At 69.2% G+C, this 24,060-nt stretch carries 18 protein-coding genes; 3 read left to right on the top strand and 15 right to left on the bottom strand.

The window, feature by feature from the left end; all coding sequences use genetic code 11:
- Positions 1 to 146: 146 nt before the first annotated feature.
- Complete coding sequence (locus tag ABZU25_RS33035) at positions 147 to 1,307, bottom strand: hypothetical protein (RefSeq protein ID WP_355033279.1); 1,161 nt, start codon at positions 1,305 to 1,307, stop codon at positions 147 to 149.
- A complete protein-coding gene (locus ABZU25_RS33030; protein ID WP_355033278.1) occupies positions 1,304 to 1,816 on the bottom strand; it encodes a SigE family RNA polymerase sigma factor in 513 nt (170 codons plus the stop codon). Before ABZU25_RS33030 ends, ABZU25_RS33035 begins: the two co-directional genes overlap by 4 nt.
- A gap of 204 nt (positions 1,817 to 2,020) precedes the next feature.
- Here ABZU25_RS33030 and ABZU25_RS33025 point away from each other — a divergent pair, with 204 nt between their 5' ends.
- Positions 2,021 to 2,950, top strand: a complete 930-nt coding sequence (locus ABZU25_RS33025) for a hypothetical protein (RefSeq protein ID WP_355033277.1) — start codon at positions 2,021 to 2,023, stop codon at positions 2,948 to 2,950.
- A 33-nt stretch (positions 2,951 to 2,983) separates the two neighbouring features.
- Here the strand turns inward: ABZU25_RS33025 and ABZU25_RS33020 are convergent, their stop codons facing one another.
- From ABZU25_RS33020 to ABZU25_RS32995, 6 genes are all read right to left on the bottom strand, one after another.
- Positions 2,984 to 4,711, bottom strand: a complete 1,728-nt coding sequence (locus ABZU25_RS33020; protein WP_355033276.1) for an IlvD/Edd family dehydratase — start codon at positions 4,709 to 4,711, stop codon at positions 2,984 to 2,986.
- 59 nt (positions 4,712 to 4,770) lie between these two features.
- Positions 4,771 to 5,655 (bottom strand): carbohydrate ABC transporter permease, encoded by an 885-nt coding sequence (locus ABZU25_RS33015; RefSeq protein ID WP_355033275.1) that lies wholly within the window; start codon positions 5,653 to 5,655, stop codon positions 4,771 to 4,773.
- Entirely contained in the window at positions 5,655 to 6,596 is a 942-nt protein-coding gene (locus ABZU25_RS33010; protein WP_355033274.1) for a sugar ABC transporter permease, read from the bottom strand. The genes ABZU25_RS33015 and ABZU25_RS33010 overlap by 1 nt, the downstream gene beginning before the upstream one ends.
- A gap of 81 nt (positions 6,597 to 6,677) precedes the next feature.
- Complete coding sequence (locus ABZU25_RS33005; protein WP_355033273.1) at positions 6,678 to 8,018, bottom strand: extracellular solute-binding protein; 1,341 nt, start codon at positions 8,016 to 8,018, stop codon at positions 6,678 to 6,680.
- A gap of 102 nt (positions 8,019 to 8,120) precedes the next feature.
- Positions 8,121 to 10,304: an alpha/beta hydrolase-fold protein gene (locus ABZU25_RS33000; RefSeq protein ID WP_355033272.1), complete on the bottom strand. Its 2,184-nt coding sequence runs from the start codon at positions 10,302 to 10,304 to the stop codon at positions 8,121 to 8,123.
- Between the two features lie 150 nt (positions 10,305 to 10,454).
- Positions 10,455 to 11,450, bottom strand: a complete 996-nt coding sequence (locus tag ABZU25_RS32995) for a LacI family DNA-binding transcriptional regulator (protein ID WP_355033281.1) — start codon at positions 11,448 to 11,450, stop codon at positions 10,455 to 10,457.
- A 739-nt stretch (positions 11,451 to 12,189) separates the two neighbouring features.
- Here ABZU25_RS32995 and ABZU25_RS32990 point away from each other — a divergent pair.
- Positions 12,190 to 13,713: an alpha-N-arabinofuranosidase gene (locus ABZU25_RS32990; RefSeq protein ID WP_355033271.1), complete on the top strand. Its 1,524-nt coding sequence runs from the start codon at positions 12,190 to 12,192 to the stop codon at positions 13,711 to 13,713.
- Positions 13,714 to 13,808: 95 nt separating this feature from the next.
- On the opposite strand, the gene ABZU25_RS32985 is transcribed toward ABZU25_RS32990, so the two are convergent.
- The 7 genes from ABZU25_RS32985 to ABZU25_RS32955 form a co-directional block, all read right to left on the bottom strand.
- Complete coding sequence (locus ABZU25_RS32985) at positions 13,809 to 15,383, bottom strand: alpha/beta hydrolase-fold protein (protein ID WP_355033270.1); 1,575 nt, start codon at positions 15,381 to 15,383, stop codon at positions 13,809 to 13,811.
- Between the two features lie 87 nt (positions 15,384 to 15,470).
- The gene (locus ABZU25_RS32980; protein ID WP_355033280.1) at positions 15,471 to 16,982 is read right to left on the bottom strand and encodes an aldehyde dehydrogenase family protein; all 1,512 of its coding nucleotides are present in this window, start codon (positions 16,980 to 16,982) and stop codon (positions 15,471 to 15,473) included.
- 2 nt (positions 16,983 to 16,984) lie between these two features.
- On the bottom strand, positions 16,985 to 18,196 hold the full coding sequence (locus tag ABZU25_RS32975) for a fumarylacetoacetate hydrolase family protein (protein WP_355033269.1): 1,212 nt from the start codon (positions 18,194 to 18,196) through the stop codon (positions 16,985 to 16,987).
- Positions 18,193 to 19,374, bottom strand: coding sequence for a mandelate racemase/muconate lactonizing enzyme family protein (locus tag ABZU25_RS32970; RefSeq protein WP_355033268.1), 1,182 nt, complete (start codon positions 19,372 to 19,374; stop codon positions 18,193 to 18,195). Before ABZU25_RS32970 ends, ABZU25_RS32975 begins: the two co-directional genes overlap by 4 nt.
- A gap of 8 nt (positions 19,375 to 19,382) precedes the next feature.
- Positions 19,383 to 20,213 (bottom strand): carbohydrate ABC transporter permease, encoded by an 831-nt coding sequence (locus ABZU25_RS32965; protein ID WP_355033267.1) that lies wholly within the window; start codon positions 20,211 to 20,213, stop codon positions 19,383 to 19,385.
- Positions 20,210 to 21,157: a sugar ABC transporter permease gene (locus ABZU25_RS32960; RefSeq protein WP_355033266.1), complete on the bottom strand. Its 948-nt coding sequence runs from the start codon at positions 21,155 to 21,157 to the stop codon at positions 20,210 to 20,212. The genes ABZU25_RS32965 and ABZU25_RS32960 overlap by 4 nt, the downstream gene beginning before the upstream one ends.
- Positions 21,158 to 21,232: 75 nt before the next feature.
- A complete protein-coding gene (locus ABZU25_RS32955; RefSeq protein ID WP_355033265.1) occupies positions 21,233 to 22,480 on the bottom strand; it encodes a sugar ABC transporter substrate-binding protein in 1,248 nt (415 codons plus the stop codon).
- 76 nt (positions 22,481 to 22,556) lie between these two features.
- Here ABZU25_RS32955 and ABZU25_RS32950 point away from each other — a divergent pair, with 76 nt between their 5' ends.
- A complete protein-coding gene (locus ABZU25_RS32950; protein WP_355033264.1) occupies positions 22,557 to 23,444 on the top strand; it encodes an IclR family transcriptional regulator in 888 nt (295 codons plus the stop codon).
- Positions 23,445 to 24,060 lie beyond the last annotated feature (616 nt).

Below are 24,060 nucleotides of genomic sequence, written 5' to 3'. Positions count from 1 at the left end.
GATCGTCGGCAGCGCGTCGATCATGTCCTGTGGACCGATCTTGGTGGGGATGGTGGTGACGTCCAGGTGCCGCGCCGACTCCTGCGCGACGTCGACGCCGACCCGGCCCTCGCCCACCGCAACGTGGGCGGGTCGCCTTCGCGGTCTCAGGTGCAGCGCCACACCAGCGGCCGGTACGCCTCGTTCTCGTAGACGGCACCGACCACGGTCCGGCCGTCGTCACTGATCCCGTTGGCCGTGTAGGTGCCCGCCCCGGTCGGGACCTCGGGCCGGCCCGGCAACCTGCGCGACGTGCCGTCCGAGGCGACGATCAACGGTTCGGTGTCACCGACCAGCAGGTCGCCGTTGCCGGCGATCCCGTTCGCCGAGGGGAACGGCAGCAGGTTCGCCGCCCCGGTCGTGAGGTTCCACCGCACCGGCAGCATCCGCACGGCGCCATCCCGCTCGGCACCGGGGACCATGCCGATCGCCCAGTTGCCGCGTGCCGAGTCGACCGAGGCGCGCGGGTAGCCGTCGGGCACCGCGAGCGCGACCCCGACGCCCTGGGGCGTCCACCGGTAGGGCGAGTCGCCCGACGTGCCGACGACAGTGCCGTCCTCGGTGATCCCGGTCGCCGCGGATCCCGGTCGGCCGAGCAACCGGTACTGCTGCGGGCGGTCCACGGACCACAGCACCGCACGGTGGGAGTCGTTGGCTCCCCGGGCGGTGCCGGCGATGTCACCCCGGCCGTTGACCGCGTGCACCAGGACCGCGTCGTAGCCGGGCGGGGTGGTCAGGAAACGCAGTGATCCACCCCGGTAGACCCAGCCGGTGCCGTCGCCGTTGGTGCCGACCACGTACCCGCCGGCGTTGACCGCGGCCCCGTGCCGCGCGGTGGCCGGCAGGACCTTTGCCCGGCCGTCGGTCCACAGCACGACCCGCCCGTCCTCGTTCCCGGTGCCGATGTCACCGACGATGTGCCGCCCGGTGGGGTCGACACCGGTCGCCACCGCGACCGGACCGAGGATCGGCTGCGGCAGCATGGACGCCGCGCAGGTGAGCCTGGCCGGCGCGGTCGACACGGACACGGTCGGCGACGCCGCGAGGGCCGGCGGGACCGGAGCGGGCTCGCCGGCGACCCCGCCGAGCTGGACGGTGCCCACGGCGGCGAGCCCGGCCAGTACGGTCACCGTGGCGAAGCCGCCGACCCGGCGGCGCTGGCGGCGACGCCGGCCGTCGCGGATCGCGCGGTCCACGTCGACGTGCGGCTCGGGGACCGGCGCCGATCGCAGTAGTGCGGCGATCCGCTGATCGTCCAACGTGGTCATCTCGAATTCCTCCCGGCCATCTCGGTGACGTCGAGCACCTGGCGGATCGCCGCCAGCGCCCGAGCCGTCTGCGACTTCACGTTGCCCTCGGAGCAGCCCATCGCGGCGGCCGTGTCGGCCAGCGACAGGTCGCACAGGAACCGCAGGACCAGGACGGTGCGCTGGCCGCGGGGCAGGTGGGCGAGCGCGGCGACCAGGCTGTCCCGCTCGGCCACCTGGTCGTGCGGCAGGACCGGGCGCTCCGGCTCGGGCGTCGACCCCAACAACCGGACCTTCGACCAGCTCAACCGCTTCTCGTCGACGAGCTTGTGGACCAGCATCCGGTGCACGTACGCGTCGACGTTGTCGGCCCGGCTGACCTTGCGCCAGTGCGCGTACAACGCCGTGATCGTCTGCTGCACCACGTCGTCGGCCAAGTGGGCATCGCCACACATCAGGAACGCGGTCCGATGCAGGCTCGGCAGTCGCGCGGAGACGTACTCCACGAACTCCCGTTCGGCATCCATCATTGAGGCTCCCTCCTCCGCAAGCTCGACGGGTCCGGACGACCGTCGGGTTGCGTCCGGGCCGAGGTTCGGCGGGGTGCCAGGTCAGCGCCGGTGACCGTAGCAGCGGGGGCTGTCATCGGCGTCCGGAGCAGATCCCTCCGGCGGGGGAGCACCTCCCCTGTCGGCGGGGTTCGCCCGCGCCGGGGCAGCGGAAGGATCGGACGCATGGCGACACCAATCGCCCGCAGGACGGGCCACGGCCTGACGTACGCGGTGCTCGGCTGGGCTGTGGCATACGGGGGCGTGCGTCTGGCGTGGGCCGTCGGCGAGGCTCCGGAGTTTCGGCAGTTCGGGTCGGACCTGTTGGGATTCACCGGTTGGCGGTCGGTGGCGTTGTGTCTGGCCGCGGCCGTGCTGGCGGTTGCGTTGGACCGAACGCCGACGTGGCGGCCGGTGCTCGCGGGAGTCGCCTGGGCGGTCACCGGGGCGCTGGTCGCGGCCGCCGCGATCCTGCTGCCGGAGCTGGTGGGTCTCCTGCTGTTCACTGTCAGCCCGGACTTCGACCTGACGGCGTTCGCCAGCCGGCTGGGTTGCGTGACCGGAGCGGCCCTGCTGGGCCTGGCCACCTCGCGCTATCAGCGGCGCACCCGGGGTGACTGCCCGGAGTGCTGCCGGACCGTCCGACCCGGTCACCGACGCGCGGTCCCCGCGCGGTGGGCGCGCTGGGCCGCGTACGCCGCGGTGGCCGGCCTCGTCGTGCGCTTCGCGGCACAGGTCGCTGTGGGGTTCGACGGCCTCATCCAGGACGCCTCGGTGATCGGGCTGGAGGTCGGCCTGTTGCTGGCGGGAGGGCTGTTGCCGCTGGCGCTCGTACACGGCTGGGGTGAGGTCTGGCCGGGGTGGGTGCCGCTGCTCGCCGGCCGCACGATCCCTCGTCTGCTGTTGCTGGTGCCCGGCTTCGGGCTCGGAGTGGGCATCGTGGCGTACTTCGGCATGGGGCTGGCGCAGTTGTTGTCCGGCTCGGTCAGCGAGTTCTCCGACACGTTCCTCTGGGTGGCGATGTCGGCGTACTGCGTCCTGGGGCTCGGTCTCGTCGCGGGGTCAAGCGACTACCACCTGCGTACCCGCGGCGCGTGCGGGGCCTGCGGACGATGACGGGAGCCCCAGCCGCGCTGGGGCTCCCGCCGGTCAGTGCGAGTGGCGGGGTACGGCGCTGCCGCTGCCGCCGACGAGGAAGTCGAGATCCGCGCCCTGGTCGGCCTGCAGAACGTGCTCGGTGTACAGCCGTGCCCAGCCCCGGTCGGCCGTCAGCGGTGGCGGTTGCCAGCCGGCGCGACGTTGGGTGAGCACCGCGTCGTCGACCAGGAGGTCCAGGCGCCGCGTCGGGACGTCGACCCGGACCAGGTCGCCGGTGCGCACCAGCGCGAGCGGGCCACCCACGGCGGCCTCCGGGGCCACGTGCAGGACACAGGTGCCGTACCCGGTGCCGCTCATCCGGGCGTCGGAGATCCGCACCATGTCCGTGATGCCGGCGGCGAGCAGCCGTCGTGGCATGGGCACGTTGCCGACTTCCGGGAAGCCGGGATAGCCGCGTGGGCCGGCGTTGCGGACCACGATCACCGTGTCCGGGGTGACGTCGAGGTCCGGATCGTCGGCGGCGACGACGTAGTCCTCGATCCGGTCGAAGACGAGCGCCGGCCCGGTGTGCTGGAGCAGGTGCGCGGAGGCGGCGGAGACCTTCAGCACGGCCCCGGACGGCGCGAGTGACCCGCGTAGCACCACGGTGCCCGAGCCGGCGGGCTGGAACGGCTCCGCCAGGGTGCCGATGACCTGCCGGTTCCAGCACTGCACGCCGCTGATGTTGTCGGCGACGCTCTGTCCGCTGACGGTGACGTGGTCCATGTGGAGCAGCCCGGCGATCTCGTTCATCACCGCCGGCACACCCCCCGCGTAGGCGAAGTCCTCCATCAGGTACGCCCCGGACGGCATCAGGTTGACAAGCATGGGCACGTCGGAGGTGAGAGTGTCGAAGTCCTCCAGGGACAGCGGGACGCCGAGGCGTCCGGCGATCGCCAGCAGGTGGACGACGGCGTTCGTGGAACCGCCGATCGCGGCGTTGACCCGGATGGCGTTCTCGAACGCCTCCCGGGTCAGCACCGTGGACAGCCGTTGGTCCTGCTCGACCATGGCGACGATCCGACGGCCGGCGGCCTGCGCGAGCGCGTACCTCCGTGAGTCGACCGCCGGCACGGCTGCCGCTCCCGGCAGTTGCACGCCCAACGCCTCGGTCACGCAGGCCATCGTGGAGGCGGTACCCATGGTCATGCAGTGGCCCCGGCTGCGGGACATGCCGACCTCCGCCTCCGCGCAGTCGGCTGCGGTCATCCGGCCGGCCCGCTGCTCCTCGGTGAAACGCCAGACGACGGTGCCGGAGCCGATGTCCTGGCCCCGGAACTTGCCGTTCAGCATCGGACCGCCGGTGATCATCAGGGTGGGCAGGTCGACGCTCGCCGCGCCCATCAGCAGGCCGGGCGTGGTCTTGTCGCAGCCGGAGAGCAGCACCACCCCGTCGAGCGGGTTGGCGCGGACCGACTCCTCCAACTCCATGGCCAGCAGATTGCGGTAGAGCATGGTCGTGGGTCGCATCAGGGGCTCGCCCAGGCTCATGGCGGGAAACTCCAGCGGCAGGCCGCCGCTCTCCCACACGCCCCGCTTCACCGATTCGGCCAGGTCGCGAAGGTGGGCGTTGCAGGGTGTCAGCTCCGACCAGGTGGTGGCGATGCCGATCACCGGGCGACCGTCGAAGACGTCGTCCGCGAAGCCCTGGTTACGCATCCAGGAGCGATGGATGAACCCGTTGCGGCCCTCCGCACCGAACCACTGCCCGCTGCGCAGCGGACGATCCGTCGTCGACATCAGCACACCTCTCTGTCATCCGTGCGGCCGCGTGGGTGCGCGGCGATCAGGGGTGGTACCTACCGGAGGCCGCCGACGGACAGCCCGCCGCGCCAGTGCCGTTGCAGGCTGAAGAACGCGATGACCAGTGGAATCACTGACACGAGCGAGCCCAGGATGATGAGGCTCCACAGCGAGGTGCCTCCCGAGTTGTTCGCGGAGGCGATGCCCTGCCAGAGGCCGAGGCCGACGGTCACCGGAAAGAGCCGGTTGTCGGAGAGCATGGCCAGCGGCAGGAAGTAGTTGTTCCAGGACGCCACGGCGGACAGCAGGAGCACGGTGACCACCGCGGGGCGCATCAGCGGGAGAGCGATCTGGAAGAACGTGCGCAGCTCCCCCGCGCCGTCGACCCGTGCCGCGTCCAGCAGTTCGTCGGGCACGGCGTCCCGCGCGTACACGTGCATCAGGTAGACGCCGAACGGGTTGAGCAGCGACGGGAGGATCACCGCCCAGACCGTGTTGGTCAGGCCGAGCCGGGAGAACATGATGAAGGTCGGGATGACCAGGGCGGTGGCGGGCACCATCAGCGCGCCGAGCACGACGGCGAAGCTGAAGCGCCGGGCGGCGAAACGGTACTTGGCGAAGCCGTAGCCGGCCATCACCGACAGGACCGTGGCGCCGATTCCACCGGCGATCGCGTACAGCGTGGAGTTGAGGATCCACCGCAGGTAGATGCCACCGTCGTAGGTGAAGAGCTGCCGGAGGTTGCCGACGTAGTCGATCTGGTCGGAGAACCACAGGGTGTTGCCTCCGCCGAACAGTCCCGGTGCGTCCTTGGAACTGTTGACGATCACCCACCAGAACGGTACGAGGAAGTAGATCACCATGAAGCCGAGAAGGATCTGCAGAGGCAGGTAGCGCTGCGGTCGGCGGGGGCCTGCGCTGACGCTTGTGCGGTTGGCCATCAGAGGAAACTCCTCCGCTTGCGGGTGAAGAACAGGAATGCGTACACGCAGATGAACACGATGCCGCCGAGGGCGAACGAGATCGCCGATCCGTAGTTGAAGTTGGCGAGTGAGAACGCCTGCTGGTACGCGTACATGTTGGGGGTGAAGTCCGACCCGATCGTGCCGGCGGCGAGATACCGCAGAATCTGCGGTTCGTTGAAGAACTGCAGGGTGCCGATGAGCGAGAAGACCAGGATGAGGATCAGTGCGGGCGCGATCAGCGGGATCTTGATCCGCACCGCGACCTGCCACCGTCCGGCGCCGTCCATCCGGGCGGCCTCGTAGAGCGTCGGGTCGACCCCCTGCAACGCCGCGTACAAGATGATCATGTAGTAACCGACCCACTGCCAGGTGACGACGTTGAGCAGGCCGTAGAAGATCAGGTTGCTACTCAGGAAGTCGGGTGCGGTGGCCCCGAACATCCCGAAGATGTCGGTGAGCGGGCCGAAGCCCTTGCTGTAGAGGAACCCCCACATCACCGCCCCGATCACCGTGGGGATCGCGTAGGGGAGGAAGATCATGAGGCGGGAGAAGCGCGCGAACACTGACGTCACCGCATCCAGGATGAGCGCCATCGCGAGCGCGATGGCGATCTGCACCGGGATGGCGACGAGTGAGAAGCGGATGACGAACCACACCCCGGACAGGAAGCTCGGGTCGGTGAACGCCTTCACGTAGTTGTCGAAGAGGACGAAGCTGGTGCCGCCGATCAGCTTCTTCTGAAAGAGACTGAGGTACAGCGCGTATCCCAGCGGCGCGATGAGGAACGCCAGGAAGACGACAGCGAATGGCCCGACGAAGAACCACCCCATCAGGTGCTCGCGGAGGTGCACCTTGCCACGGATCTTGCGCGTCTCAGTGCGAGTACGCGGTGTGCGCTGCTCGGTCAGGAGTGTCATCTTTGGTCTCCGGGACGTGGACGCTGCGGGTCGTGGGTGGGTGGGCCGGCCGTCGAGCGGCGGCACGGCCCACCCATCCGGTCACTGAACGGTGAAGCCCTGTTCCTTGGCGTACTTCGCCACGTCCTCCTGGAGCTTGTCGGCCGCCTGCGAACCCGTGACGGAGCCCTTGATGATCTCGCTGACCTGCTTCGTCACGGCGTCGAGGTAGTACTGACCGAACGGTGCGTAGGCGACGCCCTTGTAGGCTTCGGCGGCGGGAAGGTAGACCTCCTTGTTCGCCTGCTGACCGTCGAAGAACGCCACCTTCAGGTCGACGAACGCGGGATCCTTGAGCGCCGTGAGGTTCAGCGGGAAGATGATCTGGTTCGTCCAACCGTCGGTGAGCGACTCCTTGTCGGCGTAGAGCCCGTAGGCGACCTTCGCCGCCAGCTCCGGCTTCTTCGCCTGCTTGGTCACCGAGAAGGCCGACCCGCCCCAGTTGACCTGCACCGGGTTGTTCGCATCCCACTGCGGCAGCGGCGCCACCGCGAACTTGCCGGTGTCCTGGCCCTTGCCGACACCCGCGCCGGTGAGATAGCCGGGCGCCCAGGCCGCCGAGATGTACGTGGCGTAGTTGCCGTTGATCACGCCGGAGATGTACTCCGGGGTGAACTGGTCCTGCGTCCCGACCAGGCCCTTCTTGGCGAGGCCGCCCCAGTAGTCCAGCACGTCCTTGGACGCCTGGTCGTTGAGCTTCACGCCGATCGCCTTCGGCTGCGCCGGATCGAAGGTGAAGGGCGAGGCGCCCTTCTGGATCTGGAGCGCCATCAGGACCGCCGGGACGTTCGCGCCCAGATCCCCGAACAGCGGGCCACCGGCGTCCTTCACCTTCTGCGCGGCCTGCTCGTACTCGGCCCAGGTCTTCGGTGGGGTGATCTTGTACTTGTCGAAGATGTCCTTCCGGTAGATCATGCCCATCGGGCCACCGTCGACCGGGACGCCGTAGACCGCGTCGCCGACCGACACGTCCTTCCAGGCGCCCTCGCCGTAGTTGGCCTTGACCGCGTCGAAGCCGTACTTCTTGATGTCGATGAGCGCGCCCTGGATCTGGAAGGTCGGGATCCGATCCGCCTCAACCATGATCACGTCGGGCGCGCCGGTGCCCGCCGAGATGGCCGTCTGGAACTTGTCGTACTCGTCGCCGCCCTGCCCGACGTTGGTCCAGCAGACCTGCACGTCGTCGTGCAGCTTGTTGAAGTTGTCGACGACGAGCTGGGTGTTGGGGTACCAGCCCCACATCGTCACGACCGGCACGTTCTGCTTGGTGATGGTGTTCGTGCAGTTGCTCGCGTCGCTTCCCCCCTCGTCGGAGGAACAGCCGACGAGCCCGGCCCCGGCCGCGAGCATGGTTACCGTGGCGAGCATTCGTTTCGTCTTCATTGACGTGCTTCCCTTCGGGGATCGCGGTGCGACAGTTTCCTGCTGGGCGGGCACCACCGGGGCAGGAAGCCCTGCCCCGGTGGCGCCGCCGTGGACGTGCTCCTAGCGCTTGAACAGGCGCGGCGCCAGGTCGATGAGGTTCTTCTGCCACACGTCCCAGCCATGCGGCCCGGGGGTCACCCCGTCGAACTCGTAACGGATACCGAGGTTGTCCAGCGTGGTCAGGGACGCCATGAAGCTCGGGTACACGAAGTCGGTCCGGTCGCCGACGTACAGGCGCAGCATCTTCGTCCTGCTGTTGATCGCCTCGACGTCGACGCCGGTGCCGCTGCCGAACCCGGCCGAGAGTGCCGCGACATAGGCGAACTCGCCCGGATAGGCCCGCAGCACCCCCAGCGCCTGCCCGCCGCCCATCGACAGGCCGGCGAGGGCCTGCTGGGACGACTCGCTTGAGATGTGGTAGCGGGCGCGGGCCGTCGGCACGATGTTCTCCAACAGTTCCCGATTGAAGTTGGACGAGTTGCCGTTGCCCATCACGACGACCATGGGCGTGAGGTCACCGTCGAGGAACTGGTGGTCGAGGATCTGCTTGGCGCGTCCCATCTCGACCCAGTCGGTGTGGCTCTGACCACTGCCGTGCTGGAGATAGAGAACGGGGTACGGCTCGGCCCGGCCCGGGTCGTACCCGGGTGGGGTCCACACCAGAGCCGTGCGGTCCTGGCCGGCCACCGTGCTGGGATAGGTCATGCTCTCGACCTTCCCGCCCTGCCCGGCGGGCACATCCGTCAGCAGGCGGGCGCCCGGTCCGGGGATGAGGAAGGTGCTCCACGTCGGTTCCGTTGTCACAGTCGTCGGGTTCGAGGTGTCCTTGACCGCGACCCGGTCCACGATCAGCCGGTAGTAGTAGAACCAGGGCTTCAGCGGGCCCACTGTCGCCCGCCACCGGTCACCGTCGCGGGTCAGCGGCACGCGCAACCAACTGCCGCCCGGCGCGATGTTCGCCCACACCGTGACGTGCTGAGCCTCCTTGAAGTCCGGGCCGGTCTCGAACGTGACGAACCCGTCCTCGGTGACGAAGGGCGTCGGGGTGGTGCCGGCCGGCGGCGGAGCGAACTCGCCCTTGAGCCCCCGGTGACCGGGGCTCGGACCGTCGTCCGACACGTGCTGGAACAGCCGCGGCGCGAAGTCGACGAGATTCTCCTGCCAGGTCGTCCAGTTCGCGCCGCCGTCCGGGTTGACCCCGTCGAACTCGAACCTGACGTCGGCTCGGTCCAACGCCTTCATCAGTCGATAGGTGGCGTTGTACGCGGGATCAGTCACGTTCCCCGTGTAGAGGCGCAACACCTTGACGGTGCGGTTGACCGTCTTGGCGTCCTTCCGGTCGACCTGCGGGACCGACTGGCCCGAGAACCAGCCGACGTAGCCGAACTGACCCGGCGTGGCCAACGCGGCCTTGACCGCCGTCGTCGCGCCGTCGGAGACGCCCGCGATCGCCTGGTGCGCCGGGTCGCGCAGGACCCGGTAGCTGTCGGCGACCGCCTTCCGGAGGTCCTTCAGCTCCTTGCCGTCCGCGTCGTTGGCGTCGTTGATCACGACCACCATCGGCTTGATGGCGCCTGCGGCCGAGAGGTTGTCGAGGATCTGCTTGGACCGGCCGAGGTCGAGCCAGTCGGTGGCGGCCGAACCGGCACCCGACTGCAGGTAGAGCACCGGATAACCCTTCGGGCCCCTGGCCGCGTACCCCGGTGGTGTCCACACCAGGGCCGATCGCTGCCCGGTCCTGGTCCGGTAGCTCAGGGTCGCGATCGTGCCGCCGGTGCCCGGCGGAGCGTCCGCCAGCCACCGCGCCGACTCACCCGGGACGAGGAAGGTGCTCAAAAGTGGATCGGACGCCACCCCGGTGCTGTTCGTCGGATCCTTGAGGCTCTTGGTGTCGTCTGCGGTGACCCGGTATTGATACAACCCCGGCTTGAGCGGGCCGAGGATGCCCGACCACACGTCGCCGCGCCGGGTCAGCCCGAACTCCGCCCAGGCCGCGGAGGGGCCGATGTTGCCCTCGACGACGACCTGCGACACCGAGCCCAGGTGCTCCTGGACGTACGCGGCCGGGACGGTGAACGAGGCGTAGCGATCCGGGGAGACGTCCAGCCACGGCGTTTCCGCCGCCGCCGCCGACTGCGGCGCGAACAGAACGGCCGCGGCCGCCAGAACTCCGGCGGTGAACACCGCCGACAGCCGACGCACGCCCGATCGGCGTAGGCGCCCGTGATACGTTGCGGTTGTCACGTTCCACTCCTCTCCTGCGCCGGCAGCGGATGCGACCCGCCGGACCGGCTCAACTCATCGGTGGATCTCGCCGTGGGTCTTCGTGCACACCTCCTTCGCGGTCCTGCCGCGGGAGCACCTGACGGAAACGCTCGGTGCGGCGGGCGTCGGTCACCCTCGTGCCGCGCTTCGTGGTGGCGCGCTTGAGCCGCGGACGACGAGACTGGTCGGGAGCACGACCTGGCGCGGCCCCTCCCACTCGTCGGTCACCAGCGACTTCAACATGCGTGCGGCCTCGTACCCGAGCTGGTACATCGACTGGTCCACAGTGGTCAGCCCCGGTTCGGTCAACGCCGCCTCCGGGATGTTGTCGAACCCGACGACGGACAGGTCCCCGGGGACCGAGAAGCCCAACTCCGCGGCGACCTCCAGCACCTTGAGGGCCATCCCGTCGCTCGCCGCGAAGATCGCCGTCGGTGGGTCCGCCCGTTGCAACAGCGCCCGCGCCAACGGTGTCGCCGACTCGGGGTTGAAATCCCCCTGGCCGATCAACGTCGGGTCGACCTGGATGCCGGCGTCGGTCAGCGCCGCCCGGTAGCCCTCCTCCCGCGACCACGCCGACGCCAGGCTGGAGCGGCCCGCGATGAACCCGATGCGCCGGTGGCCCAGGCCCAGCAGGTGCTCGACCGCCGTGGTGGCGCCCGCGAGGTTGTCGGCCGTCACCGAGGGCGCCGTCGAGCCGCGCACCGGGTCGATGGCCACGATCGGCGTCCGGCTCTGCACCTCACCCCAGGGTGTGACGACGATGCACCCGTCGGTGAGGGTGCCCGACAGGCGGGCGATGTGCCGCTTCTCCCAACCCTCCGAATACGATCCGTAGAGGTCGCTGTTGGCGTAGATGATCAGGTCGAAGCCGGAGCGGCTCAGCGCCTTCATCGCTCCCTTGAGCACCTCGGCCGTGTACGACTGGAAGCTGTGCGTCACGAGGCCCAGGACGTTGGTGCGGCTGCGCCGGAGGCTCGTGGCCACCAGACTCGACTCGTAGCCGAGCTGCTCGATGGCCGAACGGACCTGAGCAATCGTGCGGGCACTGACGCCGTAATGTCCGTTGACCACCCGCGAGACGGTGGCTGTGGAAACGCCGGCAACCCGCGCAACATCACTCATTGTCGCCGGCGCATTGACCTCAATCATGCCGCTCCCTCTGGACTGCAATCGTTATCGGTTACGTTTCCAGGGTGTTGCCAACGTAACCGACAGGGGTTACGAGCACAAGACCTCCACGCTCCCCCACAACCCTTGGAACACCGTCCTACCAGGACTACGCGAGGGCATGATGACGCACCGGAGATCGTCACGGAAATGTCGATCGAGGTCACTCTCGGTGGCCAATGGGAAGTGGCGATTTCCGCAGTTGTTCAGCCCGGCAAGAACGGGCGCGAGGACAGCGAGAATCCATTCCGCACAGCGGCATGGAATGCGGTCAACCGATAAGCGATTCGGTTCACCGCACGCGCCGCGCACCCGCGCGCCGGGTGCGGCGGTCAAGCGTCGCCGGGCTCCGGCTCGACAGTGGTCACCCGGGTCGTCCCAACATTGATCGCTGGCTGCTGTTCCCTACCGTAAACGTAATCGGTAACGTTTACATAGATCGAGAACGTAGCCCACCGCCATCGCGATGTCCAGACCTCACACGGACCCCACCACCCCTCGGTTCCGCGCCGCGGCAGAGCTCTCGGCGTCGGGACCTCGCCCGAAGGGAGCCCGTCCTGAACCCCCACCTCGACACGGCGCCGACGCACCTGGCCGGCACCGGATGTCCACTCCCCCACCGCCACCAACCGCCAGCCCGGCCCCTGCCGGACCGGCCGGCCGGGATCGGGCCGACGGTCACCGGGGAGGCGTCGTGAACACCGCCCGCCTGAGCCTTGACCCGCGTCGGCGGGTAGCGCCGGTGCCGCGTCGACTCTTCGGCTCGTTCGTGGAGCACCTGGGCCGTTGTGTCTACACCGGGATCTACGAGCCGGGGCACCCGACGGCCGACGCCGACGGCTTCCGGGGCGACGTCCTGGCGCTCGTGCGGGAGCTGGGCGTGACCACGATCCGCTATCCGGGTGGCAACTTCGTCTCCTCCTACCGGTGGGAGGACGGCGTCGGACCGGTCGAGGCGCGACCGGCCCGACTCGACCTCGCCTGGCACAGCCTCGAGACCAACGCGTTCGGGCTCGACGAGTTCATGAGCTGGCTCGACAGGGCGGACCTCGAACCGATCATGGCGGTCAACCTCGGCACCCGCGGCACCGCCGAAGCCGTCGACCTGCTGGAGTACGCCAATCACCGCGGCGGCAGCCACCTCGCCGACCAGCGGCGCGCCAACGGCGCGGCCGACCCGTACGGCATCCGGCTGTGGTGCCTGGGCAACGAGATGGACGGCCCATGGCAGGTGGGCCAACGGAGCGCGACCGAGTACGGGCGCCTCGCGGCGCAGACCGCGAAGGCCATGCGCCGCTTCGATCCCGATCTCGAACTCGTCGCCTGCGGCTCGTCACACCTCGGCATGCCCACGTTCGGCAGCTGGGAACGCGACGTGCTCACCGAGGCGTACGACGACGTCGACCTGATCTCGCTGCACGCCTACTACCAGCCGGTCGACGACGACCTGCCCAGCTTCCTCGCCTCCGCCGAGGACATGGACAGATACATCGACGCCGTCACCGCCATCGCCGACTCGGTCGGGGCGATCCGCCGGTCGACCAAGAAGATCATGATCGCGTTCGACGAGTGGAACGTCTGGTACCAGTCCGCCACCCCGTCCACCCCGCCGAGCGGCGAGGACTGGCCGGTAGCGCCGCGGCTGTTGGAGGATCACTACAGCGTGGCCGATGCCGTCGTCGTCGGTGGCCTGCTGATCAGCCTGCTCCGGCACAGCGATCGGGTGACGGCGGCGTGCCAGGCCCAACTGGTAAACGTCATCGCACCGATCATGACCGAACCCGGCGGCTCGGCCTGGCGTCAGACCATCTTCCACCCCTTCGCCCGCACCGCCCGGCACGCCCGGGGGGCGGTGCTCGACGTGCTCCGCGACGGCAGCACGACGACCACCGACCGCTACGGTGAGGTGGCGGCGGTCGACGCGGTCTCCACCTGGGACGACAGCACCGGTGAGATGACTGTGTTTCTCGTCAACCGCGTCACCGACACCCCGGCCGAGGTGACAGTCGACGTCAGCGGCGCCCAGCTGACCGGGATCATCGAGTGCGTCACCGTCGGCGGCACCGACCTGGACGCCAGGAACACCGCCGACGGCCCGGACCACGCCGTACCGCGACCCAACGACACAGCGCAACAGGCCGACGCCGCCGTCCGGCTGACGCTGCCGCCCGCGTCCTGGACCATGCTGCGGATGCGGGCCACGGAAGCGACAGCGTGACCGGCTGAGTCGGACGCGCCCCGGCCGCCACTCCTGTCACCAGAGGTGGCGGCCGGGGTTTACCCACCGCACCGGGGAGGGTGTCGAGCCCGGTGCTACCGGGCGTCGACCGGTGCGCTCCGCGAAGCGTCGAAGAGCTTGTCACCCCGGTAGTGGGCGACCACCGGAGCGTCCAGTCCACCATGGACGATCCTCTTCAGCCGGGCGACACCGTTGTGCACCGGGGCGGACCCGAGGTGGGTGTCACCCGCGGAGAAGTCGACCCGGCCGGAGGGGGCCGTGGCGCTGGTGCTGACGGCGCCGACCGTCGCGGTGGCGGTGACAGTGCTGTGGTGCGAGGCCCCCGCGGGCGCCGACGTGACGTCGAGACCGGTAGTGGTGGCCCGGAACGTCAGGGTACGCAGGTAGTGGTCCAGCAGCGGGCGCCAGACGTGCCAGGTGTGCACGCCGGGCACGTTGTACTCGTCGAGTTCGACGCCGGCGGCCCGCAGGGCGGCCGCGTTGCGCTGGGAGTTCTCGGCGATGTTGCCCAGGCGGTCCTGGAGCCCCGTGCCGATCATGATGCCGCCGGCCACCGCCTTCATGCTGTCGATCTGTGCCGGGGTGGCGGCCGGTCCGCCCGCGCTCCAGGCGGCGTGGTAGCCGAACAGGTCGGTGTGGTCGTACATGAGGGTGTACGCCCGGCTGCCACCCGCGGAGAAGCCGGCGAAAGCGCGGTCCTGCGCGCGGGTGGAGACGCGGTAGTTCTGCTCGACGAACGGGAAGATGTTGTTCCGCAGCTCGTTGACGTAGCCCTCGTTGCCGCCGGGTAGGCCGTTGAAGTCGGTGGACACGATCACCATCGGCTCCACGGCACGGTCCGCTATCGCGTTCTCGAGGATCAGGTGGGCCACGCCCTGCATCGTCCAGGCGGTCGAGTGGTCACCACTGCCGTGACTCAGGTAGAGGGTCGGGTACGGCGTGGCCCGGTGGGGGTCGTAACCGTGCGGCAGGTAGACGACGATGTCGTGCACGCCGGCCGGATTTGTCGACAGCGGCGAGGTGTACCGCCGCGACTCCAACCGGCCGGTCCTGGCCACCGGCGCCTGGTAGCCGGTGTCGTACGTCGGGAACCTCCGGCTGGCCGGGACGTAGATCGTGCTGCGTACCGCACCGGGCGCGCCCGGGTACTGCGGCTGGATCTGCCACCGGTTCGCCGGGTCGTCGTACAGCGTGCAGCCGGTGGCCAACTCGTTGGCGCAGTCGTGGGTGAACGCGTAGCGGAACGTGCCAGCGGGCAGCGGCGTGGTGAGGGTCCACACCCCGTCCGGGCCCTTCCGCATGGCCAGGATGTGCCACGGGGTGGCCGCGACGTCGCCCGGCTGCCACTCGGCGGGTGGCCGGGCGTCGCCGCAGTCCTGGCAGGTGATGTTCTCGGGCCGGGAGTAGAACCAGTCTCCGTAGATGTGGACCTGCTGGACGTCCTCGGGCGCCCGGTACCGGAAGGTGACCTCGTACCCGGTCGGTGGTGTGTCGGTGCGGGTGACGGTCGGGCCCAGCCGCGCGGGTGGCGCGGCCGACGCCGCCGGGGCGACGACCGTCGTGGCCGCGACGGCGACGGCGGCGAGCAGTGCGAGCAGCAGCCGGCGCCTCGGCGGCGGCTGCAGGGGACGGGGGACTGCGACGGGCATGTTCCTACTCCCTCTTCGGCGTGTGGCAGACCGCAGCGAGCGGCCGGCCGACGATTCGATGGGTGCGGTGAACGGATACCGGCGCGGCTATGCCACCGCTGACTCCAACCTCCCGTCGACTCGCCGGGGAATGGCGGTATAGCCGTCCTGTAGTTCCTCCGGAAGGACCCAGACCGGCGCGTCCTGCCAGGCCAGCGGGCGCAGGAAACGCCGGATCGAGGTGGCGCCGACGGAGGTGTGCACGGCGTTGGTCGAGGGCCAGGGTCCGCCGTGGTGCTGGGCCCACGACACCCGGACGCCGGTGGGATAGCCGTCGAAGACGATGCGACCCGACCGGCCGGCGAACAGGTCGACCAGCCGGCGTACGACATCGGCGTCGTCGTCGGGTCCCCGGTGGATGGATCCGGTCAGCGACGGTGGGACGGTCGCCAGCACCGCGTCGAGCTCGGCGACGTCGTCATAGCGCACCACGACCAGGAGCGGGCCGAAGCACTCGTCGGTGATCTCGGCGGTGAGCCCCGACAGACCGACCTCCAGGAGCGTCGGCGCGACGCGGAAACCCGGATCGGCGTCGATCTGGGGTCTCGCCGAGACACGGGCGCCGGCCTGCTCGAACGCCGTCGCCTGCTGCTCGTACGCGGCCCGGATGCGGTCGTTGAGCAGGATCGCACCGCCCGTGGCGGCGACCTTCTCCCGCAGCGTGTCGACAAGGCGCGCACCGCTCGGATCGGACGGGACGAACGCCAGTCCGGGCTTCGTGCACAGCTGACCGCCCGAGTTGGTGAAGGAGGTGAACAGCCCCTCGGCGATCTGCTCGCCCCGGTCGGCGGCCGCGCCGGGCAGGACGACGATCGGGTTCACGCTGCTCAGTTCGGCGTAGAGGGGAATGGGATCCGGGCGTTCGTCGATGGCCGCCTGGATGGCACGGGCGGCGCCGACGGAGCCCGTCAGGGCAGCCGCGCGGATCGTGGGGAGGCGCACCAGCGAGGCACCGGCCTGCTCGCCGTACACTGTCGCGATCACACCGTCGGGCCCGCCCAGGTCGCGGACGGCCGCCGCGATTGCCTCGGCCGAGGCGTGTGAGGTCAGCGGGTGCGAGGGGTGGGCCTTCAGGACCGTGGGACAGCCCGCGGCGAGCGCGGCGGCGGTGTCACCTCCCGCGACCGAGAAGGCGAACGGGAAGTTGCTGGCTCCGAAGACGGCCACCGGCCCGAGGGGTACGAGCATCCGCCGCAGGTCCGGGCCGCGTCCGAGCGGTGTGTCGGCGGCGTGGTCGATGGCGGCCTCGACGTAGCCCCCGTCGCGCAGCACGTCACCGAACATCCGGAACTGGACTGCCGCCCGGGTGAGTTCCTGGTCGAGTCGCGCGTGACTCAGACCGGTCTCCGCCTCCGCCGCCGCGACCAGGTCAGCGCGACGGGCCTCCAGGGACGCGGCGATCGCGTCCAGCAGGTCCGCTCGGCCGAGTCTGCCCAGGCCGGACAGCCACTGCGCCGCCTGGGGCGCCTGGCTGGTGATCGCCTCCAGCCCAGCCTCGTCGGTCTCGCTGAGATCCGTCGTGCGGGTTCGGCCGTCCCGGGGGTCGACAGTGCTGACCATGTTCACAGCAGTCCTCTCCTTACCAGATTGCCCATCAGATCCCGGACGCCGAACTGCCACGGCTCGCACTCCTGGGCGTGCCGCACCCGGTTGACCAGGGTGCCCAGAGCCGGGCAGGCGATCCGTACCACATCGTCGATCTTGTGGGTGAAGCCCTCGCCGGGGCGGTCCCGGTCCTGGGTGGGCGCGAACATCGTGCCGAGCATCAGGGCGGCGCCGTCGGGATAGCGGTGGTGCGGGCCGATCAACTGCCGCACCAGCTCCGCCGGGTCGCGCGACATCCGCGTCATCTCCGAGACCGCCTCCAGGTGGAAGCCGTCCACGCCACGGATGTCCAGGCTCACCTCAAGCTCGCGCACCCGTTCCAGGTCGAACCGTTCGTCGAACAGCCGGATCAGGGGACCGAGGGCGCACGAGGCGTTGTTGTCCTTCGCCAGGGGAAGCAGAAGCGCCGAGCGGCCCTCGACATCCCGCAGGTTCACGTCGTTGCCGAGGGTGGCGCCGACGATCCGGCCGCTGGACTGGATGATCAGCGTGACCTCGGGTTCCGGGTTGTTCCAGGTCGACGCGGCGAGCACCCCCACCGGGACGGCGGTGCCGACGGCGGAGAGGACCTGCCCCTTTGTGAAGATCTCGGCGTCCGGTCCGATCCCCACCTCCAGGTACTGACTCCAGACGCCCTCGGCGATCAGCAGGCTCTTGAGCCGGTCGGCCTCGGCCGAGCCCGGAGTCAGGCTGTGCAGGTCGGCGCCGATGTCGGCGAGCATCCGCTGCCTGATGTCCGCCGCGAGCGCCAGATCTCCGCGGGCCCGTTCCTCGATGACGCGTTCGATCATCGAGACGGCGAAGGTCACGCCGGCGGCCTTGAGAGCCTGAAGGTCGACCGGGGCGAGCAACCAGGGCCGGGTGTGGTCGCGGGTCGCGGCAGCCGTGTTGGCCAGTATCTCGCCGAAGTCGCCCAGCCGCGGCCCGTCGAGCCCGGAGACCGTCGCGGCGGGGTCGGGCAGTTCGCAGATGTCCCGGATGGTGGGGAACCGCTGACTGAGGTCGATGACCTGACCGTCTCGGACGGCCACGGGTGAGGGGCCGTCGCCGGCCGGGTCCCAGATCCGGCCGATGAGGACACTGTCGTCGACGTCGTCCGGCAGCGCCTCGGCGGCGGTCCCGAACCAGTCCGCCCCGTCGGGCTGCCGCCGGGGCTGTGGCACCGTCATGAGCCGCTCTCCAGGTTGAAGAAGGATCGCTCGTCTCGCGGCCGGATGTCGTAGACGGCGTCCTGGAACATCCGGAGCGGATGCGGTGTGAACGGGTGCCGCTCGATCGCGTCGAGGTCCAACTCGATGCCCAGGCCGACCCCGGTCGGGATGAGCACGTCGCCGTCGGCGGTCAGCACCAGCCGTTCGTTGGTGATCTCGGGTCGCCACGGCACGTCCGTCGCCATGATCTCCAGGTACCGGAAGCTGGGCAGTGTCGCCCCGAGTTGCAGCGTCGCGGCGGTGCTGAGGGGGCCGCTCGGGTTGTGCGGCGCGAACCCCACGTAGCTGGTCGCCGCGAGCGTCGCGATGAAGGCCAGCTCGGCGATCCCGCCCGCGTGGGTCACATCGGGTTGGACGAAGTCGACGGCCTGGCGGGCGAGGGCGGGCGCGAAGCCCTGCCGTCCGTACCACCGCTCCCCCGCCGCGATGGGCACGGGCGACGCGCGGCGGATGTCCACAAGCGCGTCGAGATTGTCCGGCGGACACGGCTCCTCGAACCACACCGGGTCGAACTGGGCGATCTCCTTCGCGACCTTGATCGCGTGGCGGACGTCGAAGCGACCGTGCCCCTCGATGAACAGCTCGACCTCACGGCCCACCGCGCCACGGACGGCGCCGATCTGGGCGAGCACCCGATCCAACTGCGCGGTGGTGATGGTGAGGTCGTAGTTCTCGAACGGGTCCCACTTGAGGCCGCGGAAGCCGGACTCCACCGTCCGACGCGCGGCTGCCGCGTAGTCCTCCGGCGTGACGGCACCGGAGAACCAGCCGTTCGCGTACGCCCGCACCCGGTCCCGGGTCGCGCCGCCGAGGAGCCGGGAGACCGGAACACCGAGGTCGCGCGCCGAGATGTCCCACAGGGCCATCTCCAGCGAGCTCAACGCGGTCATGATGACCGGCCCGCCACGCCAGTACCAGTCCCGCGCGGTCTCGTAGAGGATCTTCGAGATGCCTGTGGGATCCAGGCCCACGACGGCCTCGGCCAGCTCGGCGATGGCGCCCTGGACGGCCCGTTCCTTGCCCTCCAGGGTGGCCTCACCGAGCCCGATGATCCCCGCGTCGGTGTGCACGCGCACGATGACGAGGTTCGTGCGGTAGAAGTCGACGACAAGTGTGTCGATGGAGACGATCTTCATTTTTCGGCTCAACCCTTCACCGCGCCGGCCGTCATGCCGGACACCACGTACTTCTGCACAAGCAGGTAGAAGGCGACGGCGGGCAGCGTGAACAGGAAGGCGACGGCCATCACCGTCTGGATCGGCGTGCCCAGCTCACCGATGAAGTTCGCGATGCCGACGGAGGCCGGCTGCAGGTCCGGATTGAAGATGAACGTCACCGCGAACACGTACTCGTTCCAGGCGTGGAAGAAGGCGATGACCGCGGTCGCCGCGATCGACGGCGCGATCAGCGGCACGTTGATGCGGGTCAGGGTGGTGAAGGGCCGGGCGCCGTCGGCGCGCGCCGCCTCCTCCAACTCCTTCGGGATGCCGTCGATCGCGCCCTTGAGGATCAGCGCGACGATCGGCAGGACGAAGGCGGAGTTCACGAGGATGAGGCCGGTCAGCGAGTCGAGCAGTTCGAAGCGGCGGAACAGCGCGAACAACGGCACGACCATGAGCGCCTCGGGCAGCATCTGCGTGAACAGCAGCACGACGGTCAGCACGGCCTTGCCGCCGAACGAGAACCGGGACAGCGCGTAACCCAGCGGGATGCCCAGGCCGACCGAGAGGACCATCGTGCCCACCGCGATGATCAGACTGTTCAGCAGCCACCCGGCCGCCTTGCCCTCGGCCAGCGCGTCGACGAACACCCCGAACTGGCCGAGGTCCGGCGTGAGCCGGGGCTGGTCGGCGAAGAGGTCGCTGTTGCTCGACAGCGCCGTGACGAACATCCAGTACAGCGGGAACACCGCGACACCGAGTACGACGAGCACGGCGACGATCCGTGCGGTGACACCGAAACGGAAGCGCCTCATCGGGCGTGCTCCTTCTCCACGGCACGGGCGACCAGTCGGCTGCCGATGATGACGATCAGTGAGATGACGACGCCGACCATCCCGATGGCCGCCGCCGATCCGAGTTCCTTCGAGTCGAACGCCTGCGAGTAGAGGTCGATGACGAGCGTCTCGGTGGCGCCGACCGGCCCGCCCTTGGTCATCAACCAGATCAGCTCGAACCGCCGCAGCGACCAGATCGTCATCAGCAGCGCCAGGAGTCCCACTGTGGGCTTGATGACCTGCCAGGTGACGGCCCGGAAGGTGGCCCATCGTCCCGCGCCGTCCACTGTCGCTGCCTCGTTGAGGTCCTGCGGAACGGACTGCAGTGCGGAGAGCAGCACCACCGAGGTGAACGGGAACAGCTGCCAGATGGTGGTCGCGAGCACCGCCGGGAGCGCGTAACGCGAGCTGTCCAGGATCGCGCCACCCGGCACACCGAGTCCCACCGCGTCGAGGAACCGGTTCACGATCCCGTACTGCGCGTTGAGCATCCAGGTGGCGATGAGCGCGACCGCGATGCCGGGCGCGGCCCAGGGGACGGTCACCAGCGCCCGCGCCACACCCCGGCCCCGGAACTTCCGGTTGAGCAGGAGCGCGACGACGAGCCCGGCACCGATCGCGACCACGACGCAGGTGAGCACGTAGACGAGAGTGATCAGCAGGGTGCTGTGGAATTCGGGATCGCCGAAGATCCGGTTGAAGTTGTCGAGCCCGACCCACTCGCTCTTTGTCGGGTTGAGCAGTCTCGTCCGGGTGAAGCTGAGGTACACCTCCTGGACGAGAGGCACCGCCTGGAAGACGAGGATGAACAGTGCGGCGGGGGCCAGGAACAGGTACGGCGTCCACTTGCTCCCCAGGGGGCTGGGCCGACGCCGGGCTCGGGGTGTTGTCTTCGGTGCTCCGGTCTGCTCGACCACAGTCATCGGGTTCGATCCTTTTGAGGAAGGACGCTGCCGGCGCATGTCGCGTCGCGCCGGCAGCGTCGCCGTGTCGAACTGTCAGCGGACCAGTTCGGTCGCCTGCTGCTGGGCGCGGTCCAGCGCCGACTTCAGGTCGGCCTTACCCTGCAGGGCCGCTACCACGTTCTGCACGACCACCTTGCGGATGTCCGGCGTCTTGGCTTCGAACCCGAGGACGATCTGCGGCAGGCTGGTCTCGGTGAGCCCGTCGAAGACGGTGAGGAACGGGGTCGCCTTGAGCGTCTCCGGGCTGCGCTGCGTGGTGGTGGCGACGCTGCTCGCGCCGAGGATCTCCTGCAGCTTGACCTGGTTCTGCGGCTCCAGCGCCCACTTGATGAAGGTGCCGGCCTCGTCCTTGCCCTCACTCGCCTCGTTGATCACGATCGGCGCGAGGATCGCGCCCTGCTTGCGGACCGGGAACGGGATGGGCGCGACGGTGAAGTTCAGCTTCGCGTTCTGGCCGCGCGTGGCGGTCACGTAGCCGCCGTTGTTGAGCTCCATTCCGACCTTGCCCTCGGCGAACATCCGCCGGAACGTCGCCGCGTCCGCTCCGCGCGGGATCACCTTCGCGTCGTACAGGTCCTTGAACGCCTGCAGACCCTTGAGGTTCTCCGGCGAGTTGATCGTCAGGTTCTTGCCGTCGGACCACGCGCCGCCGAAGCCGTAGACGTAGTTGAAGATGTCCTGCCACACGCCGGCCTCCTCGGCCTCCGTCTGGCGGAACGCCAGGCCGAAGACGTCGCCCTTGGTCAGCGACTTGGCGGTGGAGGCGAACTGTTCGTAGGTGGTCGGCGGCGTCGGGATCAGGTCCGCGTTGTAGAACATCGCGTAGTTCGATGCCTCGAAGATGACGCCGTGCCGGACACCGTCGTGGACCATGAACTGGTCCGGCTGCTTGAGCAGGTCGTACTTGCCGGCGTCGATCACCTTGTCGAGCGGTGCGACGAGGCCGGCGTCCGAGGCGGCCTCGAACTCGGGCATGTCGAAGCGGACCAGGTCGGGGCCCTTGCCGCTGCCCATCTGCGTGAGCACCGTCTGACCGAAGGTCGGGTACGGCACCGCCGCGGCGGAGACCTGGACCTTTGTCTGGCTCTGGTTGAACTCGTCGAGCCACTTGGTCAGCAGAGGTCCGCGGCCCGGGTCGCCGAAGGTCGAGGCGGCGAAGGTCAGTTTGGTGACGCCGTCGCCCGAATCGCCGTCGGAGCCACAGCCAGTCAAAAGAGCGGCGACCAAGCCGAGGGCGCATGTCGCCCTGGCGATGCCGACGTGAGCGCGCTGGTTACCCATCGTTACTCCAGTGTTACGAGTCAGAGTCTTCGGGATGAATTTGCAACGATCGTAGCGCCATGCGCAACGGTGTCAAGTGGCGGTTGCGCATCGCGTCGTCTACATTGCACATATTGCAACGCAAGCGATGGGCTCGCCCGTCGCTTCGAGGGGAGGCATAGCCTTGGCGCAATCGATTCGCCGTGCGATCGACCTCATTCGTCGATCGGCGGAGCACCCGCTGTCGCTCACCGAGGCGGCGGACGTGCTCGGCGTGCACAAGTCCACGGCCCTGCGGATCCTGCAGACACTGGAATCCGCGCGCTTCGTCCGCCGGACCGGCGCGGGCACCTACGTGCTCGGCAGCGGGCTGATCGAGCTGTCCGAGCTTGCGCTCGGCTCGATGGACCTGCGTCAGTTCGCGGCCGCGCACCTGCGCGCACTACAGCGCGAGACCAGCCACACCGTGCACCTGGCACAACTCACCGGCGATGAGATCATCTACATCGACAAGGTCGACAGCCCGGCGTTCGATGCCGTCAAACTGCCGTCCCGGGTGGGTCGGGCGGTTTCGATCTACGCGAGCGCCGTCGGCAAGACCATCCTGGCGTACCTGCCGTCGGAGGAACGCGACCGCCTGCTCTCCCCCGTCGTCTTCGAGAGATTCACCGACACCACCTTCGCCGACCACGAATCCCTCGACGCCGAACTCGTCCGCATCCGCGAACTCGGCTGGGCCACGGACAACGGCGAGCACGACGCCTACGTGATGTGTGTCGCCGCGCCGATCAGGGATTCACGGGGCCAGGTCATCGCCGCCGCCTCGATCACGGCGATCGAGGTCATCGCCAACCTCGACCAACTGAAGAGCAACCTGCCGCGCCTGCTGGAGACCGCGAACCAGATCTCGTGCGAACTCGGCTACACACCCCCGTCCGCGCCGAGCCCGGACGATCCGGAGGATGGCCGATCGATCGACGAGTGAGCGACGGAGAATCGGGGACGTCGCGCCCGTTGCTCAGCGTTCGGTCAACCCGGGCGCGGTCCACCACCACGTCTCGAGCAGCTTCGACTCCCCCAGCCCGTTCACCGCCTGCCACGTGCAGGGCGACGAGGCCGAGCGGCTCCCCGCCGTCGCGCGTCACGGCCAGGTCGACGATGCGCTCTGCGCGACGCCGCCGGATCCTGACCAGGAATGCCTCCGCGTCGAACGGTGCGGGGATGTCGGTGTTCGCGGCTGTGTCGGCCGCGTCGAAAAGCCCTCGCAGCCCCCGCATTCTGCACAGCGACGGCGGAACGCCCAACTTCAGCGCCCAGACCTGGCGCTCTTTCGTTCAGTTCGCGAAGCAGCACTGACCCGGAGCCGCAAGACGGCATGGCTCCCACTCGGGATCTGGGCCTTCTTGTTTAGTGTCTCTACCGTATGCGTCGCCAGGCGGCGGTGACCGTCAGTCACCTCCGTGGGGGCGGATGCGGTAGTGAGCGGTATACCTCAGAGTCATATTCATGGGTCTTGTGACGTGTCTGTGGGTGGTTGGGCGCGTCGTTTTTGGCGCACGCCGTTGTCCTGCCTAGGTTCTGGCTTGTCGAAGGTCGGAACC

The sequence above is a fragment of the Micromonospora sp. NPDC005215 genome (genome assembly GCF_040607915.1).
Lineage (GTDB): Bacteria > Actinomycetota > Actinomycetes > Mycobacteriales > Micromonosporaceae > Micromonospora.
This window is presented reverse-complemented; position numbering and strand designations above follow the sequence as displayed.

Bases quoted from the DNA above. Each gene is read 5' to 3' on its own strand.
- ABZU25_RS32960 (WP_355033266.1), bottom strand. From the start codon at position 21,157: ATGACTGTGGTCGAGCAGACCGGAGCACCGAAGACAACACCCCGAGCC.
- ABZU25_RS33030 (WP_355033278.1), bottom strand. From the start codon at position 1,816: ATGATGGATGCCGAACGGGAGTTCGTGGAGTACGTCTCCGCGCGACTG.
- ABZU25_RS32970 (WP_355033268.1), bottom strand. From the start codon at position 19,374: ATGAAGATCGTCTCCATCGACACACTTGTCGTCGACTTCTACCGCACG.
- ABZU25_RS32965 (WP_355033267.1), bottom strand. From the start codon at position 20,213: ATGAGGCGCTTCCGTTTCGGTGTCACCGCACGGATCGTCGCCGTGCTC.
- ABZU25_RS33020 (WP_355033276.1), bottom strand. From the start codon at position 4,711: ATGTCGACGACGGATCGTCCGCTGCGCAGCGGGCAGTGGTTCGGTGCG.
- ABZU25_RS32985 (WP_355033270.1), bottom strand. From the start codon at position 15,383: ATGCCCGTCGCAGTCCCCCGTCCCCTGCAGCCGCCGCCGAGGCGCCGG.
- ABZU25_RS33035 (WP_355033279.1), bottom strand. From the start codon at position 1,307: ATGACCACGTTGGACGATCAGCGGATCGCCGCACTACTGCGATCGGCG.
- ABZU25_RS32995 (WP_355033281.1), bottom strand. From the start codon at position 11,450: ATGAGTGATGTTGCGCGGGTTGCCGGCGTTTCCACAGCCACCGTCTCG.
- ABZU25_RS32955 (WP_355033265.1), bottom strand. From the start codon at position 22,480: ATGGGTAACCAGCGCGCTCACGTCGGCATCGCCAGGGCGACATGCGCC.
- ABZU25_RS33015 (WP_355033275.1), bottom strand. From the start codon at position 5,655: ATGGCCAACCGCACAAGCGTCAGCGCAGGCCCCCGCCGACCGCAGCGC.
- ABZU25_RS33010 (WP_355033274.1), bottom strand. From the start codon at position 6,596: ATGACACTCCTGACCGAGCAGCGCACACCGCGTACTCGCACTGAGACG.
- ABZU25_RS33025 (WP_355033277.1), top strand. From the start codon at position 2,021: ATGGCGACACCAATCGCCCGCAGGACGGGCCACGGCCTGACGTACGCG.
- ABZU25_RS32980 (WP_355033280.1), bottom strand. From the start codon at position 16,982: ATGGTCAGCACTGTCGACCCCCGGGACGGCCGAACCCGCACGACGGAT.
- ABZU25_RS32975 (WP_355033269.1), bottom strand. From the start codon at position 18,196: ATGACGGTGCCACAGCCCCGGCGGCAGCCCGACGGGGCGGACTGGTTC.
- ABZU25_RS33005 (WP_355033273.1), bottom strand. From the start codon at position 8,018: ATGAAGACGAAACGAATGCTCGCCACGGTAACCATGCTCGCGGCCGGG.